General features: G+C 35.2%; 14 protein-coding genes and 2 pseudogenes. All 16 read left to right on the top strand.

Annotated elements, in window-relative coordinates:
- A partial coding sequence (locus tag J536_RS17340) for a DUF2345 domain-containing protein (protein WP_032063474.1) occupies positions 1-834 on the top strand: 834 nt, incomplete at its 5' end.
- Entirely contained in the window at positions 831-1,769 is a 939-nt protein-coding gene (locus J536_RS17345; protein ID WP_032063476.1) for a hypothetical protein, read from the top strand. The genes J536_RS17340 and J536_RS17345, both read left to right, overlap by 4 nt.
- Before the next feature lie 4 nt (positions 1,770-1,773).
- Positions 1,774-4,551, top strand: coding sequence for a T6SS effector BTH_I2691 family protein (locus J536_RS17350; RefSeq protein WP_032063477.1), 2,778 nt, complete (start codon positions 1,774-1,776; stop codon positions 4,549-4,551).
- The gene (locus tag J536_RS17355) at positions 4,552-5,343 is read left to right on the top strand and encodes a putative type VI secretion system effector (RefSeq protein ID WP_032003311.1); all 792 of its coding nucleotides are present in this window, start codon (positions 4,552-4,554) and stop codon (positions 5,341-5,343) included.
- 3 nt (positions 5,344-5,346) lie between these two features.
- Positions 5,347-6,130, top strand: a pseudogene (locus tag J536_RS26220) (putative type VI secretion system effector).
- 3 nt (positions 6,131-6,133) lie between these two features.
- Positions 6,134-6,910: pseudogene (locus tag J536_RS26225) on the top strand (putative type VI secretion system effector).
- 16 nt (positions 6,911-6,926) lie between these two features.
- Positions 6,927-7,832 carry a tetratricopeptide repeat protein gene (locus J536_RS17370; protein WP_032063481.1) on the top strand — a complete coding sequence of 302 codons (906 nt, stop codon included), beginning with the start codon at positions 6,927-6,929 and terminating at the stop codon, positions 7,830-7,832.
- Positions 7,833-8,516: 684 nt separating this feature from the next.
- The gene (locus J536_RS17375) at positions 8,517-9,206 is read left to right on the top strand and encodes a hypothetical protein (RefSeq protein ID WP_032063482.1); all 690 of its coding nucleotides are present in this window, start codon (positions 8,517-8,519) and stop codon (positions 9,204-9,206) included.
- 16 nt (positions 9,207-9,222) lie between these two features.
- Positions 9,223-9,726 (top strand): type VI secretion system contractile sheath small subunit, encoded by a 504-nt coding sequence (tssB, locus tag J536_RS17380; RefSeq protein WP_005041656.1) that lies wholly within the window; start codon positions 9,223-9,225, stop codon positions 9,724-9,726.
- Entirely contained in the window at positions 9,719-11,200 is a 1,482-nt protein-coding gene (gene tssC / locus J536_RS17385) for a type VI secretion system contractile sheath large subunit (protein WP_032063483.1), read from the top strand. The genes tssB and tssC overlap by 8 nt, the downstream gene beginning before the upstream one ends.
- A gap of 49 nt (positions 11,201-11,249) precedes the next feature.
- Positions 11,250-11,753: an Hcp family type VI secretion system effector gene (locus tag J536_RS17390; protein ID WP_000653195.1), complete on the top strand. Its 504-nt coding sequence runs from the start codon at positions 11,250-11,252 to the stop codon at positions 11,751-11,753.
- A gap of 78 nt (positions 11,754-11,831) precedes the next feature.
- A complete protein-coding gene (gene tssE, locus J536_RS17395; protein ID WP_002048404.1) occupies positions 11,832-12,308 on the top strand; it encodes a type VI secretion system baseplate subunit TssE in 477 nt (158 codons plus the stop codon).
- A 16-nt stretch (positions 12,309-12,324) separates the two neighbouring features.
- A complete protein-coding gene (gene tssF / locus J536_RS17400; protein WP_032063484.1) occupies positions 12,325-14,136 on the top strand; it encodes a type VI secretion system baseplate subunit TssF in 1,812 nt (603 codons plus the stop codon).
- On the top strand, positions 14,100-15,098 hold the full coding sequence (tssG, locus tag J536_RS17405) for a type VI secretion system baseplate subunit TssG (protein ID WP_032063485.1): 999 nt from the start codon (positions 14,100-14,102) through the stop codon (positions 15,096-15,098). The genes tssF and tssG overlap by 37 nt, the downstream gene beginning before the upstream one ends.
- Complete coding sequence (locus tag J536_RS17410; RefSeq protein WP_032063486.1) at positions 15,095-16,504, top strand: hypothetical protein; 1,410 nt, start codon at positions 15,095-15,097, stop codon at positions 16,502-16,504. The genes tssG and J536_RS17410 overlap by 4 nt, the downstream gene beginning before the upstream one ends.
- 30 nt (positions 16,505-16,534) lie before the next feature.
- Positions 16,535-20,356: a type VI secretion system membrane subunit TssM gene (gene tssM / locus J536_RS17415; protein WP_032063487.1), complete on the top strand. Its 3,822-nt coding sequence runs from the start codon at positions 16,535-16,537 to the stop codon at positions 20,354-20,356.
- Positions 20,357-20,374: the final 18 nt, after the last annotated feature.

Below are 20,374 nucleotides of genomic sequence, written 5' to 3' on the forward strand. Positions count from 1 at the left end.
GGTAACTTAAGCCATCCAAAAGACAAACCAGAAAGCGAAGGCCGAGGTGAAGGTTTCGAGATACGAACAGACCAATGGGGGGCAGTTAGAGCAGGCAGCGGCTTACTCATTAGTACACATAAGCAGGATCAAGCTCAAGGTGTACACCTTGATGCAAATGAGGCCAAGCAACAAATCGAAGGCGGCCTCAACAATGCCAAGGCACTCAGCGAAGTTGCTAAAAATCAGCAAACTGACCCGTTAGATATGCTTGAGAATATTCAGACTTTCCTAGAAGTTCTTAAACAAGAAGATCCTAAAAAGGCTGCTGAGTTTCAATCAGCAGTGATGCTGCTGGCATCTCCAAAAAGTATTGCTGTAAGTAGTAATGAAGATATACACCTCAGTGCAAATGGTCAGCTTACTCAAAGTGCTGGAGATAGCATTAATATCAGTACACAAAAGAATATAGTGAGTCATGCGAGCCAAAAGATTAGTCTATTTGCCGCTCAGGAGGGTGCTCGACTTTTTGCTGGTCAAGGCAAAGTAGAAATTCAGGCTCAAGGTGATGCCTTAGATGTGGTTGCTCGAAAAGGTGTAAAGATTACTTCAACCGAAGACACAGTTTTTATTACTAGCCCAACTGAAATTAATCTGACTGCAAATGGATCTCAAGTTAAGCTGAACGGTTCAGGTATTTTTCCTGTTACGGGCGGTAAGCTTGAGGTGAAAGCAGGACAGCATTTGTTTATGGGGGGATCATCAATAAATCCACCTGCATTAGATTTACCAGACTGTTCGGCTAAGCAAACTCAAGCTGCTCAAAATGGTTCGGCTAAGGTAGATTTATCATGAGTTTGTCAATTTTTAATACAACTCAAAATAATGATTTAAAAGATATAACTTCTAAAGTTGAAGAACAGTGCATCCAAATTCTGAATGAATATGGCAAGATCATTTTTTTATTAGATACTACACTGAATGATTCTATTTTTAACGGTGTAATAGATAATTTATCAAACAAAAATATTACATATATTCCTTTAGCGCATAAAAAAGAAATTGCAAAGTCCAACCTCTTTTTTATTTGTATTGATGATAAAAAAGTATTTGAGCAAGTCAAAGAAGATTTATTGCAAAATCTATCGAGAAACAAAAATATTACGAATGATTGCTATTTTGTTCATGGGTATGGCGTGGCGAAGACACGCTCACTTGAGGAATTGCGAGATCAGATAAAAACTAAATTAGTGATTTCTGATCAAGGTAAAAAAATTCTTTTCCGTTGGTATGATCCTAGAGTCATGATCTACTTGGATGAGATTTTTAAAACAGAATATGTAGGTGGCTTATTAAATGGCTTTAAAGAATGGCATTTTTTGCATCCAAAAGGTCTATTTAGCTTTAAGTCTTACGATGAGTCGCGATCAATCTTGAATCTAACAAAAGTGAACCTTGAGCAATCTATAGAATTGGATTTAATTGAAATTGCTAATAATGTATTTCAACAATTAAATGAATTTGAACAAGTTGATCTAATAAAAATTCATCCAGTTGAAATCCATCAAAATCTTAAAGAGGCTTACTACGATTATGGTCTTCAAAATTATTTAGATTTAGTTACATATGGTCTTTACAGCCAAATTATACATAAAAATTTTATACAGCATCCTATGGTAACCAATGTGCTCTACGACCATTGTGTAATGAATAAAATGTCTTTTACAGACGCTATGGATTATGTAACGAAAGACTTATATGAGCAGATAGCTAAAGAATTGAATGGATAAAAAGATGTCAGAAAATCAAAAAATGATATTGGGCAAGTCAAAATCAAATAATTTATTTAATGAGACTATTGCTCAGCAAAAACAGAAGCAGAGTCAAATTCCTGTTATGGGAAAAACCAAAGCAGTGGGCGATATGCGCAACCCAACAGTTGCTAAAAATATTAATAAGAAGATTGAAGAAAGTGAAATTGCAAAATCAGCGAAACAGTCAACTGCTGCAAACATGCAAAATAGTAGTGCTGGGCAGGCCCAGAAAGAGTGTTCAAATTTTTGTCGTAAAAAGGGCTTCAATATTTTACCTTTACGATACACCGTTGTTAAAGACAATCCACCTGCTTTACCTGCAACCTTGGGTAAAAATGTCAAAGATATTCAGTTAAGCCATCTCAAATATGCAGTTGAGATGATTAATACTGGTTATATCTATCGCTTAGTAAAAAGAACATCTGGAGCTTTGGAGTGGGCTGGATATAAAGTTACTCCAAATGGACATTTGTCTTATTTTCCTGTGGGTAAAGAAGCACCTAAAAGTGTTCCAGAGTTCGCATGTAAAGGAGCAGGTCATAGTTTTAATTCATCTGTGATAGCTGTAGAAAGTAACCCTAAAGATGAGGCGAAGATTGCATATATTATTCATACGCATGTGCCTATGAGTAAGGCCAAAATATCTGAATATGAAAAAAATGCCGATAAGTTTGTAACAGAAGGAAAGTGGCAGAAAATTTTAATTAATGGTGGAAGTGCGCAAGAACATTGTATTGCTGCAAGCCAATTTAAAACTACGGTTTATAATCTAAACAGTTTTGGTAAAAACCGTATCGATGCGACATTAAACAAGTTTAAAGATGAGCCTAAATCGCTTGCCTGTATGGCTTTATATGATCCTGTAGGAATTACAAGAAAATTAAATACATTGCGCAATTCAGAATTTAAAAAAGTAATGGATTTTTTAGCAAAAAAAGAAGGAGATTTTACAAACGAGCACCGTTTACATAGTTCTCAATGTATTGATAGTATTAAAATCTGTTTAGAAAATAAATTGTTAAATGAACGCAGCCAATTTAGTGCACAGGCAACTAAAAGTATAGTATTAATGGGGCTAGGGAATGAGTTACCAAAAAATTTAACAGATGCTGATGATATTAATTATGAGTTAGAAAAAATATATAAAAGAAAATCAAAAGAAGAACAAGAGAGGCTATTAAAGGAGGCTCAAGAGAAACAAAGAGCAAATAAAGGTGTCTATACTGAAGATATGGGTAAATTAAGTAGGAGGGACGGAGAGCAGATTTGGATTCAAAAATATAAGCCAAATTTAGATATGGTGGCTAAATCAAATTTTGATAAAAAAATTAACGCATTAATTCAAGAGTGTTTAGCTGGAGCAAGAGCTATAGGAGATGACCATATTAAATGGTTATTGTCTAAAGCTGTAATAAATGCCCTTCATGCTTATGATGATCAAGTGCAAGTTCCATATGGAAATATTTTTTATGTTCATGCGATGGATATGATTAATGGGATGAGTGGGGTGCAGAGTGGACAAGCATTACTTGAAACTTGGTTAGGCGTAGAAAAAATTGCCAAAGAAAATATTTATATGAGGGCAATTTGTTATAACCAAGAAAGTTTAAAAAATAAATATAATGCAGCGGCACCAAGTATTATCGATATTTCTTGGGATGATGGACAAAATGCAGCTAAAACTGCGATTGCAGCATTTGTTGCGGCAGATAAAGCTTGGCAAGAATGGGCAGCAGATAAAACCAATAACGGTTATATGTTACATGGGCAAAAATTTAGCCTATTAAAAACGTTTTACTGGATGTCTGAACTGACCCAAACTGCAGTGAAGTGGAGTATGAAATATACGCCAAGTTCAGAATTTGCAAAAAAACTTGGACGCTTAACGTTTTATACTTTTGCTCATAGTGGGGCATTGGTTGAGCATGTTGCAAAAAACTCTCTATATTATCTTATTCCAGTTCAAACTTTAACGGGTCGGATTAAGTTGACACCTGAAATGGTGCAGAACAACTGGAAAAAGTATTCTTCATCCGCAACCAACCCAAGTAAAGCAGCCAAACAAATTGATCGGATTATTGCAAATAGTTCACCAAGTGCAGGTTTGCGTGTATCTGGTGTGGTTGCAATATTTGAACTGATTAACTTAGGAACACAGATTTCTAAGTTTAATATTGATCCATCCGTAGATAATACTTTGTCATATATGTCAGGCATGATGGCAACAACAGCTGCTATTTTAGAAGTGGGCAGTAGCTCAATGGAAAAGTTTTCTTTTGCAGAGCGTGCCGCGTATATTGCTAAGTGTGGGGCATATTTCGCGATCGCGGGTGCTATATTTTCTTTAATAATTGATGGGAAAAGTGCCTATAAGTCGTGGAATGAAAGTAATCCATATGCAAGAGCACTGAATACTGCCAAAACAATTAACTCTTTTGCGACTTTAGTTGTAGGAATTAGTGCTTTCTTGAATCTTCCACTCATGAAAAACACATCACTGTATTATAATGTTGAAAAATATGTAATTGGCCGTGCATTATTAGGTATTAGGGCGATAGAAGCTGCTGCAACCCTAAGTGTATTGGGGATAGCACTTGTCGCCTTAGAGATTTATTTAAAGAATTATGTCCTAGATAATGCCATGCAAGATTGGTGTCAAAAATGTGCATTCAAGCTAAAAAAGGAAAATGGTGAAGATGCTTTTAAAGATGTTAAAGAAGAAGAAAAAGAGTTTAATAATGCTGTGGTGAGTGTCTAAATGGAAAATTTAAAATTAAATCTTAAGTTGGTTAAAGGTCCGATACATTCTTTAGAAAAAGCAAAGTCTAAAATTCCCGTAAATCAGAGTATTGATGGAATTGCAGCTGGGACTGCTTTTGCAGGTGTGCTAGCTGAAAGTAGTTCGTTGCTGACCAGTGCTCCTATACTAGTAATAGCAGGTAAAGCTAAAGATGGCATCACCTTTACGGGGGAAATAGAGAAACATTCTTTATTAGGACAATTTACGACGGTTCGTTTTAAAGAAAATGACGAATTGATAGCTGTAATTAATAATAGTCCCGTGGATGGACGCTACCAAGTTTATGCAATAGTCGATCCCAAATCAGGTCTATTGTATATGATTTATCAAATGGGGCGATCGGTAAAAAAAGGCTATAAAGCTATTATTATGCAAACCTATTATTTTACTATTATTTGTGGAGGTGGGGTGTCAATAATGTTCTTGCTTTTCTATATTTTTGATTTCAATTACTCTTGGAATTCTTTTTTCTCTTTATTATCTTGGATCTTTATAAGCTTACTCATGTGCATAGGAATGATGGCTTTTGTGAATTACTTTGGTTATCGTAAAAGTTATGAAAATTTTGGAATGTTATCAGAGCAAATATTTGAAAAATTGGGTTTTGAAAATCCTAAAGAACAGGATTTCTATAATGATTTTTTAACTGATGATGGTGTTCAGATTAGTGTAATGAAGTATCGAAAAAATTTAAAAGGCCTAGATCCATACCCAGAAGATTATTTTAGTAAGAATACAACAAGCGAATAAGTAGTGGAATATAAATTAAACCTTAAGTTAGTTAAAGGTCCAATACATTCTTTAGAAAAAGCAAAGTCTAAAATTCCAGTTAAACAGAATATTGGTGGAATTGCGGCTGGTACTGCTTTTGCAGGTGTACTCGCGGAAAGTAGTTCGCTGCTTACCAGTGCACCTATATTAGTAATGGCCGCTAAAGCTAAGGATGGTATAACTTTTATAGGTGAAATAGATAAGTATCCATTAGTAGGTCAATTTACGACAGCACGTTTTGAAGAAAATGATGAGTTGATTGCCGTAATTAGCGAAAAACCTGTAGATGGACGTTATCAGGTCTATGCAATTATCGACCCTAAATCAGGCTTATTGTATATGATTCATGAGATGGGGCGTTCAGTAAAAATGGGTTATAAAGCCATTTTTAAGCAAACTTATTATTTTACATTGTTGTCATGGGGTTTTCTCTTAATTTTTATTTTATTTTATTTTTAATTTTTCTTATTCTGTGAATACTATTTTATATTTTCTAGAGATTGTTGGCATTACTTTATTTGTTACTGTAGCAATTTCTGGTTTTGTTAATTATTTTGGTTATAGCAAATCGTATGAAAATTTTGGAGCATTATCGGAGCAAATATTTGAAAAGCTAGGATTTGAATATCCAAAAGAACAGGATTTCTATAATGATTTTTTAACTGATGATGGTGTTCAGATTAGTGTAATGAAGTATCGAAAAAATTTAAAAGGCCTAGATCCATACCCAGAAGATTATTTTAGTAAGAATACAACAAGCGAATAAGTAGTGGAATATAAATTAAACCTTAAGTTAGTTAAAGGTCCAATACATTCTTTAGAAAAAGCAAAGTCTAAAATTCCAGTTAAACAGAATATTGGTGGAATTGCGGCTGGTACTGCTTTTGCAGGTGTACTCGCGGAAAGTAGTTCGCTGCTTACCAGTGCACCTATATTAGTAATGGCCGCTAAAGCTAAGGATGGTATAACTTTTATAGGTGAAATAGATAAGTATCCATTAGTAGGTCAATTTACGACAGCACGTTTTGAAGAAAATGATGAGTTGATTGCCGTAATTAGCGAAAAACCTGTAGATGGACGTTATCAGGTCTATGCAATTATCGACCCTAAATCAGGCTTATTGTATATGATTCATGAGATGGGGCGTTCAGTAAAAATGGGTTATAAAGCCATTTTTAAGCAAACTTATTATTTTACATTGTTGTCATGGGGTTTTCTCTTAATTTTTATTTTATTTTATTTTTAATTTTTCTTATTCTGTGAATACTATTTTATATTTTCTAGAGATTGTTGGCATTACTTTATTTGTTACTGTAGCAATTTCTGGTTTTGTTAATTATTTTGGTTATAGCAAATCGTATGAAAATTTTGGAGCATTATCGGAGCAAATATTTGAAAAGCTAGGATTTGAATATCCAAAAGAACAGGATTTCTATAATGATTTTTAACTGATGATGGTGTTCAGATTAGTGTAATGAAATATAGAAAAAATTTAAAAGGTAATGATCCTTATCCAGAAGATTATTTTGATAAGAAAAATTTTTGAAGTAAAAGGTTGTTTAATGAAGCTTAGATTGTTTGTCATTACCTTAATATTAGTCACATCTGCATGCAGTCAACAGAAAGAAGAATACACTCACGGAGGTTTGACTAAAGATTATAAAGATTTGTCTGAATATAAGTCTAAACATGAGCTAGAAAAGGCTGCAAAAGCAAATGATGCTGAGGCTATTTTTGTATTGGCATCTATGTATGCCACAGGCGAAGGTGAAAAATTTGATCAAAAGAAAGCATTAGAACTATTTGAGAAATCTGCACAATTAGGCTCCTCAAATGCCATGCTTCAATTAGGAATGATTTATCGAAATGGCAATCAAGTTGTAAAAAAGGATGATCAAAAAGCTTTAATGTGGTTTGAAGAAGGAGCTAAAAAAGGAAACCCTTCCGCAATTCACAATGTTGGGCTGGCATATTACAAAGGTTTAAATGTAAAACAGGATAGAGCAAAAGCGTTTACATATTTTATTCGATCTGCTGAGTTAGGACTCATACAATCCCAGACAGTAGTTGCTGCTCAATTATATGGTGGGGATGGCGTTAAAAAGGATATCAAAGCATCTTTTAAATGGATATTAAAAGCTGCTGAACAGGGAGATCTTGAATCACAAAACAATGTAGGTTTGGCTTATGAGCGAGGTGAGGGGGTAGAGCAAGATCCACTTAAAGCACTTGTTTGGTTTAAGCGTGCGGCTGATCATGGACATGCGTTAGCGCAATATAATACTGCTCTTAAATATTATAATGGTGCAGGTATGAAACAAAATTTAGATGAGTCAATACGATATGCAGAAATGGCTGTACGCAATGGAAATAAGGCTGGAATAGAGTTGTTATTTAATATTTATTCGGATGATAGTAGTTCAAGATATAATCCTGAGAAAGCTAATTATTGGAAGTCTAAAATCTAAATTTATACTTAAATAAAAGGCTCTTTTGAATAGAAGAGCCTTTCCAAACTTAAAAATCGCAATATCCTTTAAAAATATAAAGTCAAATAGTTTAATTTTCTTGATATCGAATATGGTTTTGGGTTATGCAAGAGCTTGACCCTAAAGGAAAGATGTTTATTTACAAATCTATGGGCTTTATTGATTCTACTTGCTCTCACAAAGTGAAATAAAAAATATACTAAATAGACCGATTAGTCTTGACAATTTTATTTTTATTAATGTTGAGTTTCTACTTTCATAAATTTGAAATGTATCTTTTACAATCATTTAATTCGTTTATCTTTTAAATTAAATAAAATATTTTTAAGAAAATGTTTCATAAATCTTAACTAAGTGATATTTATGATAATTTTTTGTTTAGTTTTAATTTTTATTTAATTTATAAAATTCAAAGACTTATTTTTAATTACAAAAAATAACAATATTATATTTTTATAAGAATAACTTTGTTAAGCTATATTTTATGAGCATCTTAACTATTTACTTTTGGTTTAAGTTGATATGTTTTTTATATAAAATATGTTTGTTTATATGATAAACTGCGTCTAAATTTTTTGAATATAAGGTTTTTAGACTGATTTTTTAATGTTTTAAGGATATTAACTTTTCAGTAAAGCCTTGAATAAATAAGAAAACAGAGGAATGAAAGTTGTGTTGAAACGAAGTATTTTGATACTTTTTTTGACTGGAAACATTATCGGTCTATCATATGCTCAAGCAGCAGAACTAGAGCCTGTAAAACTTAAAAAAAGTTGTATTAAGAAGAACCCTTTAGCTGAAGGTCAAAATGATCCTGAGCTATTGAATATTTTTAAGCAAGTTTGTGATAGCGATAATACAACTCAAAAAAATGATTTATTAGCTAAAGCTGCTATGCGGTTTTATCAGACCAATCAACCAGTTAAAGCATTGAATTTAGCAAGTCAATTGCAAAGTCAAAATATACGCGGTTCATTAATAACAGATGTCTTGTTTTTATCCGGTGTGAGCATTGCAAATAACTCTTTACAGCAAATGCGTACTCAGGAACTGAGATATTTAAGCAATGATGTGACTTATCCTCCTGCAAAGCAGTTAATTGAAAATATTCATACTGCCATGCCTGCCCCGGACCCATCGAGCTTTAAAGCTAGTTCAGAAAGTAGCTCAGATGATAACGAAAAAAGAAGTTATAAAAAACAGTATGTAACGCGTAATAAAGCGAGTACTTCTAGAACGTCAAATAAACGAGTATCAAGCCCAGCAAAGACGACTACAGTAAAACCTAAAGCTGCACCTGCAGCCACTGTTAATAAATCAAAAAGTTCGCCTTTTGACCCTTTAATTAAATAATCCGGAATAGAATCTTATGGCTAAGAGAGAGAGCGTACAAAAGAAGCTTCAGCGAATTCGACCTCCACGTGTTCAGCTTACATATGATGTCGAAATTGGTGATGCAAAAGAAGCGAAAGAACTACCATTCGTTGTGGGTGTGATGGGTGATTTTTCGGCTGCATCTGAGCTTGAGCGTACAAAATTAAAAGATAAAAAATTCATTAATGTTGATTTAGATAATATTGATGAAGTTATGGAGTCATTATCTCCAAGAGCTGCTTTTCAGGTAGATAATACGTTGACAGAAGAGGGCGGTAAGATCGCTGTTGATTTAACATTTAAGTCAATGGAAGATTTTCGTCCAGAAAATGTAGTTCAACAGGTTGATCCATTAAAGAAACTTGTGGAAGCTCGTGAGCGTTTAACTGACTTAAGAAACAAAATTTCTAACAGTGAACGTTTAGAAGACTTACTTGATGAAGTTCTTAAAAATACAGATCAGATTCGTAAATTAAGTGCGGAGGCTGATCATGAATAATACTCAATCTGCAGCAATGCCTCTTGTTGAAAATGAACAGGTTAATCTCTTAGACTCGATTGTCGAAGAAAGTCGTATTGCTCGAAATGAAGAAGAACATTCGCGTGCAAAAAGCTTAATCGGTGAGCTTGCTAAAGAAGTAATGGCAGGCACAATTGCAGTTTCTGAAAATATGACCTTATCAATTGATAAACGTATTGCAGAAATTGATGCGCTGATTTCAAGTCAATTAAGTCAGATCATGCACAATGAACAATTCCAAAAAATTGAGTCAACTTGGCGTGGTCTCTATTACTTCTGTCAAGAGACACCATCTAACCCTCTTATTAAAATTCGTATGTTAAATACGACTAAGAAAGAGTTGGTAAAAGATTTCCAAGGCGCTACAGACTTCGATCAAAGCACCTTATTCAAAAAAATCTATGAGGAAGAATACGGGTCTTTTGGTGGTGCACCATATTCAGCGCTCATTGGTGATTTTGAATTCGACCGTACGCCTTCTGATATGTATTTGCTTGAGCAAATCTCTCATGTTGCTGCAGCTGCTCATGCGCCATTTATTTCGGCCGCTAGCCCAAGCATTCTTGGTCTAGAGTCATTTACAGATATTGATCGTCCTAGAGATGTTTCAAAAATCTTTGAAACAGCTGAATATGTACAATGGCGTTCATTCCGTGACAGTGAAGATGCTCGTTATGTTGCTTTAACCTTGCCACATGTGCTTGGTCGTCTTCCTTATCATCCAAAGGAAGGAACAGCTACTGAAGGCTTCAACTTTGCTGAAGATGTTTCAGGCGCAAACCACAATGAATATTTGTGGATGAATGCTGCTTATGCTTTCGGTACTCGTTTAACAAATGCATTTGATATGCATGGTTGGTGTGCTGCAATTCGTGGTGTTGAGGGTGGTGGTTTAGTCGAAGGCTTGCCTGTACACACTTTTAAAACACAAGATGGCGAAGTGGTATTTAAATGCCCAACCGAAATTGCAATCACTGATCGCCGTGAAAAAGAATTAAGCGATTTAGGCTTTATTCCTTTAGTGCATTGTAAAAACACTGATTACGCTGCTTTCTTTGGCGCGCAATCAACTCAAAAACCTAAAAAATATGACAATGATACAGCAAATGCTAACTCTGCTTTATCGAGTCAAATTCAGTACATCATGGCCGTTTCACGCATTGCTCATTATTTAAAAGCAATGATGAGAGATAAAGTGGGTAGCTTTGCTTCTGCTGGAAATGTTGAAGCATTCTTAAATGAGTGGTTGTCACAGTATGTATTACTTGACGATGGCGCTTCTCAAGAAGCAAAAGCTCAATACCCTCTACGTGAAGCGTCTGTAAAAGTTGTAGAAGACCCTGCTCAACCAGGTCACTACAAATCTGTGGTTTTCTTGCGACCACACTTCCAGCTGGACGAGTTGTCAGTTTCTTTACGACTTGTCACTGAGTTACCTCAGTCCTCAAATTAATAAAGGTCAGCGAAAGAATAACTTTAAATTAAAAATAGGAAAGTTCTAAATGAAAGATATATACGTTGAGTTTCGCGGTAAATACAAAGTTGATGGAGAGTCTCGTGACTCTGAGCACAAAGGCTGGTTAGAAGTTAACTCTTGGTCTCATAACATTCGTCAACCTAAATCTGCTACTTCAAGTAGTGTTGGTGGTCATACTGCTGAACGTGTTGAACATTCAGACATGGTTTTTGTTAAAGATCTAGATGCAACTAGCCCGAAATTATGGGAAGCATGTTCAGCTGGTTATACATTTGATGAAGTACAAATTGACTTCTACCGTGCAAATGGTGATAAGCGCATCAAGTACTTACAAATCAAATTGAAGCATGTTCTAGTTTCTAGTGTAACTCCAACAGTTAATGAAGAAGGTGTTCCAACAGAAGCGTTTGGTTTGAAATACGCAGCTGTTGAATGGACTTACAATCAACAAGATATTAACGGTACTGCTAAAGGTGCTGTTACTAAGAAATGGTCACTTTCTAACAATACTGCTTCTTACGCAGCGTAATTGTTTAAGTGAATATTTGGTGGAGGCTGACTTAAAGTTAGCCTCTGCTGTCTTTAAGCATGCTTGTTGTGAACTCGAATGAATTTAGATCGGCTTTATCCATATGGATTTCGTTCAACTTTGTTTGACCGCTTAATTCCTGAAAGTGAAGATTATGCAAAAGGTCTTTCTATTCAGCAATTAAGAGAATCGGTAGCAAAAGATTTAGAAGACTTACTTAACAGTCGAGTCGCTAAATTGGATCATGTAGTTGATGATTACCCGCTAGTTAAAAAATCTATACTTCAGTTCGGTATTATTGATTTTGTGGGGCTATCTACAGCCAATCCGCTAGATCGTGACAAGATTTGCCAATCTATTGAACAGTCAATTGCAGCTCATGAACCTCGGTTAAGACAAATACGGGTAGAGATGTTGTTGGATGGGCACAATATGGGGGCATTGTGTTTAAGCATTCAGGCTTATCTAAATATTCATCCACTGTATGAACCTGTCGTTTTTGATGCATTGTTAAAACCGACAACGCAGCAATATGTAATTTCAGCGAGAACCTAGGCATAGTGGGTGTGTTGTGATAGAAGAGCTTTTACCTTTTTACGAAAAACAACTACAGGAATTTGGTCAGCAATCTCGTGAATTTGCTCAAAAATATCCGAAAATTGCTCAGCGTTTATCTTTAAATCAAGAGCAGATTGATGACCCGCATATCGAACGTCTTATACAGGCATTTTCATTAATTTCTGCTCGTATTGATAAGAAACTTGCTGATAGTTATGACGTATTTACACGTTCTTTATTTGAGGTGATGTTCCCTCAATACTTACGTCATTTTCCGGCTTGTTCAGTAATAAGCTTTGAAGATATAAATAAAATAAAACAGCTCACAGAAGCGCATATTGTTCCTGCACACACAGTTTTGAAGTCTCGCAGTTTTAAAGGCGTTCAGTGTGAGTTTAATACCACGCAAGAAGTCAAATTACTCCCGATAAGCTTGCAAGCGCTAGAATTCAAAAGTACACCTAGTGCCCATATGCATTTAAGTCAAAATGCGACTTTAACTTTTAAATTTGAAATTTTTAATCATGCTCATGTATGTTTAATAAATGAAAAACTACCTATTTATTTAGATGCAATTTCTAATTTTCCACTTCAAGTACTAGACAGTATTTTTAAGAAGGGAACATCTTTTGCCATTAAAGTAGGGCAGAAAATTGTTGAACTAGATAAAAATCCATTTGAGTTAACAGGTTTTTCCGAGCAAGAAAGTTTGTTGCCACTGGATCAGCATACTCATCATGCTTATCGTTTGCTGATGGAGTATTTTTGTTTTCCTGAAAAATTTAATTATCTAAAACTTGATTTAGGTTTTTTAAAGCGCTTATCTCTAGAAGATAGTAATTTTGAGCTGCTTATACATTTTAAATTAAATTTAAATGATCAAGCTGTAGTGCGAAATTATTCTGAATTAAATGTCGCTAATTTTAAATTGTTTACTACACCAGTTATTAATTTATTTGAAAAATACGCTGAACCACAAAAAATTGTACATAAGCAATTAGAATATCCGCTAATTACAGATGCTCATCATCCTGAGTTTTATCAGGTGTATTCAATTACTGAAATGAATATGGTTCGTGAAAAAACGAGTCAAGAAGAAAGCTATGTTCCGGTGCTGCCTTTTTTTGCCATGAGTCATTATCATGCTGACACAGCACGTTTTTTCTATTCTGTAAACTATCAAAACCTGCAGCCCAATTTTGTCGAAATGGGGTATTCAATTATTTCTAAAAATTTAAATCCTTCGTCAACACGTTCGGATTTTATTAGCACAAAACTATTATGCTCAAATCGTGACTTACCACATGAAGCATTAGGGCAATCTAATAATATATTAAACCTTAATGATAGTAGTTTGGCTCGCCGCGCTATTGTTTTAAAAAGACCTACGAAACCTTATCAATTTGGCCAAAGTCAGAGTGAGCAGTGGCGTGTTATTTCACACCTTTCATTAAATAGTTTAGCTTTAATGAAAGGTGATGCGGTATCTCATATTAAAGAGTTACTTGCTTTATATAATTTACCTTTATCAAAAGAAAATTATCTAATTATTGAATCAATCAAACATCTGGAATTTTCACTTACTCACAAACTTGTTGATGGAAAGCCATTTCCAATGTTTGTAAGAGGAGTAAAGGCAGAGTTACAAATTGATTCATCGGTATTTAGAGGTCATAGCCTATACATTTTTAGTCAGTTATTGAGTCGTGTTTTTAATTTAAAGGTTCAAATTAATAGTTTTGTTGATTTGGTGGTTAAGGATTATTCATCTCAGCAGGAGTTATACCAATGCAGTCAGAACGTTGGTGGCAAGACTCTTCTGTAACAGCTGAGCTCTTTACAAAGCCAAAGTCTTTTGAGTTTATCCAAGCAACACGGCTATTAAGACATGATTCAAGTCGTACAGTTAGTTCATCTTGGAGTGATCATTTTAAGTTTGAGACATCCTTTAATTTAAATTTTCCTGCTACAGAGATTGAAAATTTAGAATTAACGGACGAGCGGATTTATATTACGAATTTAATCGTTGGTCTTACGGGCATACAAGGTGCTTTACCTTATACGTATACGAATAAGATTAAGCAAGCTCCGCGTCAGCAACGAGCTGAGACTAAAGAGTTTCTAAGCTTATTTAATCATAAGCTTACTGCTCAATATGTAGATTCTAGTATTACTTATAATCTACCGATTAGATATGAGATAGAACATAAAAATGACTATTTAGATATTCTGCATGCTTTGAATGGTTATGTGCGTTCGCAGCATCAACAAGCTGATCTTGATGAATATTTTGCAGAATTTTCAGGATTAATGCAGGGGCAAAATAATACAGTTCATGCATTAAAAACGATGCTGTCGTGTATTTTTAAACATGAAATTACGATTAAAGAATTTGTACAAGAATCCTTTAAGTTAGCGAGTGATCAGTTAACAACTTTAGGTGGAAGTCAGCCGAGTCTACTTGGTGTTAATACTTTTTGTGGGGAAACCATTCAGCAGATTGATGGAAAAATTGAAATTCAAATTGGGCCATTAAAACGTCAGCAATATCTCAGTTTCTTACCAAATCAAGAGTTAAGTTTAAAGCTTAAAAAGCTCGTGGAAACTTGGTGTAGTCCAACTTTATTAATAGATTTACGGCTTATCTTGGATGAATCAGAAATACAACCCATCTGCTTAACTCTCAATAACGAGAGTGGTTTAGGGCAGGGTTCTTTTCTCATATCACGACAACCAAAAGTACATAACCATGAAACTTGCTATAGCCTTATTGGAGAGAAAATATGATTAAAAAAATATTACTCTCATTCATTGCTATTTTTTCATTGGTTAGTGGAATTATTATTTTCTACTGGCGTGATGTTCAATATAATCCCGATAAAGGAGATTTTTTTCTTTATTTCTTGCTGCTACCTGCAGTTATTACCTTGGTGATCTTATCGCCATGGTTAATTTATAGCGCTTATACAACGTATAAAGACAAAAAAGAGCAAGCTATAAATCAAGATAAAGATGATGCTAGTCAAAAACAAAACACAGTAGCTGATCAACCATTAGAACAGCTAGACTTTAATATTTACTCTGCTTTTGCTTTACATGCATTAGGTGAGAATGAAAGCATTATTGAGCAGCTACAAAACTTTAAAAGCCCAGAGCTGGATGATCAACTGTTAAATTCTTACGGATTGCCTCTTTTATCTTACCGTATTAAAGATTTGGATGAAGAGAATCGTGAGGAGAGCGAATATGCTTCTCCACGACAAGTTCGTATGATGTCATTAATAAGACAGCAACTCGAACAAAATATAGAAAATTTATATCTTCTAGCTGAGCATTTAAAGCGTTCAACATTATTTTATGAGTCGCAACAAGCCCGTGAATATCATATGCATCCAGCATGGGTAGATCCCGACTCTGAATATGACGATGTTGAAATACCGATCGTAGAAGTTTATCGCTTAAATCGCTTAAATCTTCACATCCTTCTTTCGGAGGATTTGTTACATATCTGGAATGATGACCACAGTAATGAATTAATTTTAGAGTTTTTTACTGAAATTGGTATTTCTGCTCAAAAAATCCATATTGAATATCATTTTTTTGGAGAGCAACTGGCTTACCAAGAGTTAATGCATTTATTAAAGGGTATTCATAAAAGAGAGCATGAGATGTTCTTTTTGGTCGTGGCCGATTCGGAAATTGATCAAGATCTAATTGATGAAAAATCTTGGATGATTAAAGATTATATTCCTGCTGAATTTGCAGCAAGCTGTTTACTCGCAGATCCTTTAGTAAAAATTCAAGAATTAGAACCGACTAAAGCACTGAAAGTGGTAGTAGGTCAACAAGATACAGCGAAGCTTTTTAATAATTTTGAATTTAATGATTTACCTCAGCATGAAGGTGATGAGCCTTATGTACTGATTTTGTCAGATCAGACCGATATAAAAGTTTCGAAGAAATTGCAGCAACACTTTCTTCAAACGCCTGTAGAACCGCATCACTATATTTATGTGAAATCTTCATTAGGGCATACCCAAAATTTAGCTGATATTTATGGCTTTATGCTGAGCATGCATTTCCCTGAACATATCATTCCTATTGTCTTTGGAGAAAATACGGTGTCAGCACATACGTTTGTGCAGAGTATCACTGAAAACTCAGAAGATGATGCGATGGTGTTGAATAACTAATTTAAACTTTGGACTTAGAACGAGAATAGAATGCATACAATTTTAGGCTACTTGTGGCAGTACATCACGAATCCTAAAGCAATTATCGCCTTGTCATTGTTCGTGGCATTGATGTCTTCATATACTTCAATTCCTCGTCATATATTCTGGGCTTTAGCAACTGCCTATGCTTTGGGTCTTATTGTTTATGGTATCTATTGGCTTATTCAACGAAGAAAGCATGCTGCTCAAGGTGAAGAGTTAGCTGAGGCGATCGAAAAAGATAACCAAGCTGAATATGGCAAAAATAAAGATAAAGAAGAGCTTCAGCTAGTTAGTCAACAAATGAAAGAATCAATTCAACTGATTCGTAAATCTAAGTTGGGTGATAAAAAAGGGAATGCTGCATTATATGAGCTTCCTTGGTATATGGTTATTGGTAACCCAGCCGCAGGTAAAAGTTCAGCTATTTATAACTCTGGTTTAAAGTTTCCTTTTGAAGAAACACATCAGAAAATGGTATCTGCTGGCTTAAGTGGTACTCGAAATTGTGACTGGTTCTTCTCTACAGAAGGTATTTTGCTCGATACAGCGGGCCGTTATTCTGTTTATAGCGAAGATCATTCTGAGTGGTTAGGTTTCTTAAATATTTTAAAAAAGAACCGTTCTAAAGCACCAGTTAATGGTTTGATTCTAATTGTTAGTATTGCTGAGCTAATTAGTCAAAGTCCTGAAAACTCATTAAAGCTTGCTAAAAATTTACGTGCTCGTATTCAAGATCTAACCGAACGTCTAGAAGTGGTTGTACCTGTTTATTTAGTCTTTTCAAAAATGGATTTGATTGCAGGTTTTACTGAGTTTTTTGAGTTTTATGAAGCTCAAGAATATAACCAAGCTTGGGGAGCAACGCTTCCATATGAGCAAAATTCTTCTCATAACGCAGTAGATTTGTTCGAAAAACATTACACCATTCTTTACGATGGTCTAAAAGGGGTAAGTTCGACTCATTTAAGTCGCCGTCATTCGCAAAATATCTCACCAAGCGTAATGACTTTCCCATTAGAATTTAAAACACTAAAACCAGCTTTAAAAAGCTTTATTGGTACACTTTTTGAAGATAACCCATATCAATTTCAACCTGTTTTCCGTGGGTTTTACTTCACCAGTGCTTTGCAGGAAGGTGTAATTGAAAGTCCAATGACTGAACAAATTGCACAAGAATTCCAGTTGACTCAAATTGCTCAAAATGATTTAAAAGACCACTCAAAAATTACTCCTAACCATGGCTATTTCTTAAATGGTCTATTTTCAGATGTTATTTTAAAAGATAAAGATCTTGTTAAGCAGCATGTAAATACGGGCAGAAAACGTCAACGTTATATTGCATTTATTGGTGCTTTAGCGGGTGTTTCAATTATTTTGGGTGTATGGGTTTGGTCTTATCGTAATAACCAGCAATTAATTGGTGAAGTTCAAGCAGATTTAAATAAGGTCGTTCAATTAGAAAGAGCCTCTGGTCAGCAACTGTCTACCCAATTAGAAGCTTTGCTGATTCTTCAAAGACGTCTACAGCAGTTAGATGAGTTTGATGAAAATAGACCACTTAAGTTTAGTTTTGGTTTATATCAGGGTAATGAGCTTCGTGAAAAGTTAAAAGCCGAATATTTAAAAGGTGTTAAGCAGATTGTATTAACACCGACGCAGCAAAATATTGCTCAATATTTGCAACGCGTAAAAAATAATGAAGCAACATTAAAAGCAAACCATACGAATGTTGAGATCAAGCAAACTGCTCAATCTCAACAATATCTGGAACCTTCAGATACCAATCCTCAAGATGCTTATAATGCATTAAAAGCTTATTTAATGATGAGCAATCTGCAATATATGGATGCTAGTCATCTAAGCGATCAGGTTACGCGTTTCTGGCGTTCTTGGTTAGATGCAAATAAAGGCCAAATGCCACGTGCAGATATGATTCAAGAAGCTGAACAGATCTTGTCGTATGCAATGACCTTAGCAAATGACAAACAATTCCCAGTTTTGGAAGCAGATTCGCAAATTGTTGATCAAACACGTCAAGTATTGCTCTCTGTTGTTCGAGGGATGCCCGCGCGTGATCGCGTTTATAACGAAATAAAAATGCGTGCTGCGGTGCGTTTCCCAGCGCTGACTGTAAGTCAGATTGTGGGTGAGGCAAATAAAAATATTGTATTGGGTAGTTATGCATTACCAGCCGTATTTACCCAAAAAGCTTGGAATGACTATGTAGAAAAAGCAATTGAGGAAGCTGCAGATAAGCCAACAGACAGTAAAGACTGGGTGTTAAATAGTCGTCAATCTGATGATTTAACTTTCTCAGGTAGTCCAGAGCAAATTAGAAAGCAGCTAACAGCGCTCTATAAGCAAGAATATATTGCGGAATGGAGAAAATTCTTAAGTGGTATTCATTATGCTAAAGCTGGCCAATTTGCTCAGCAAGTAAAAAATATTGATGTTTTAGGTGAACCACAAAACTCTCCAATTAGAACATTAATTGAAAGAGTTGCAGTCGAAACAAATTGGGATAATCCGGTTGTTCAAGCTGAGCTTGCAGCTCCACAAAAAGGATTTATTGCCTGGTTTAAACGTAAAGTTTTAAATCATGATGACAAGCAAGTTGCTAATCAAGTGGCAAACAATGCCCAAGGCGCTATTTCTCAAGAATATCAAATGTTCTACCAGTTGGTTCGCAAACGTGATGATCAACAAGGTAAGTCATTGCTTGATGAATATATGACAAATTTAGCACTCGTTCGTAGTAAGTTTAATGAGCTTAAAAATGCGGGCGAAATTGGGCCTAATGCGATGACATTAGTCAAACAGACCCTAAATGAGCAAACGTCTGTATTTAACCAAACTCAAAAAATTGTAGATGAAAAAATGGCGGTTGGTTTCAATGAAATTGATCAGCGTTTACTGCAAAAATTAGTAGTTAGCCCACTTACGCAAGCTTTTGAGAGTTTAATTACACCGACACAAGACGAAATTAACAAATTGTGGATAATGCAAGCCTATCAACCATTTACAGCAAATCTTGCTAAGAAATATCCATTTAACTCATCAGCTTCTTTACAAGCAACAAGTAGTGAAATTGGTCAAATCTTGGGTGAGAACGGTAGTATTTCTCGCTTTGTAAAAGAAAGTCTTGATCCATTTGTGATTCGTCGTGGCTATACGTTAACGTCTAAAACTTGGAAAGATTTAGGCATTAGTTTAAATCCTCAATTCGTTATGAATTTTCAAAGATATGTGGCACCAGCCAATGGTATGGCAACTGGTGAGTTGAATGCTCAAGCTCCAGCTGCTCCAGCGACTAACCAATCGAACTTCCAGTTCTACCCAATTCCAAACCCACAATTGCTTTCATATACCGTTGATATTGATGGTCAGCGTATGACTTATGAAAACGGTGTTCAGCAATGGGTTAACTTCATTTGGCCAAACCAAGGCAGTATTCCAGGTGCTCGTATTACCGCTGTAGATTTACAAGGCCAAACCCACACGATTTTTGATGAGCCAGGTGAGTACGGTATTAACCGTTTAATTGATAGTGCTCAACGTAAAGAACAAAATGGCGGATTTGAAATGCTTTGGCGTAGTAAAACTGATCCATCATTATTTGTAAAAATGAATTTCCGTCTAATTAGCAGTAATTCAGGCAGTATTGGTTCAAGCCGTGGTTATGCAGGTATGCAACTGGTTGATAAAGTCACTGCCGACAAAGCAGCTCGTGTGGTTTCTGCTCAGCAAGCGCCAGCTCAAGCTGCTCCAGCAAGAACTGAAAATCCTGTTTCAGTACTTGCTCAGCCTTCTGCGGGAGTTAAACCATGACATGGAAAATAACCTCTA

The sequence above is a fragment of the Acinetobacter sp. 809848 genome, from assembly GCF_000581275.1.
Classification (GTDB): domain Bacteria; phylum Pseudomonadota; class Gammaproteobacteria; order Pseudomonadales; family Moraxellaceae; genus Acinetobacter; species Acinetobacter pittii.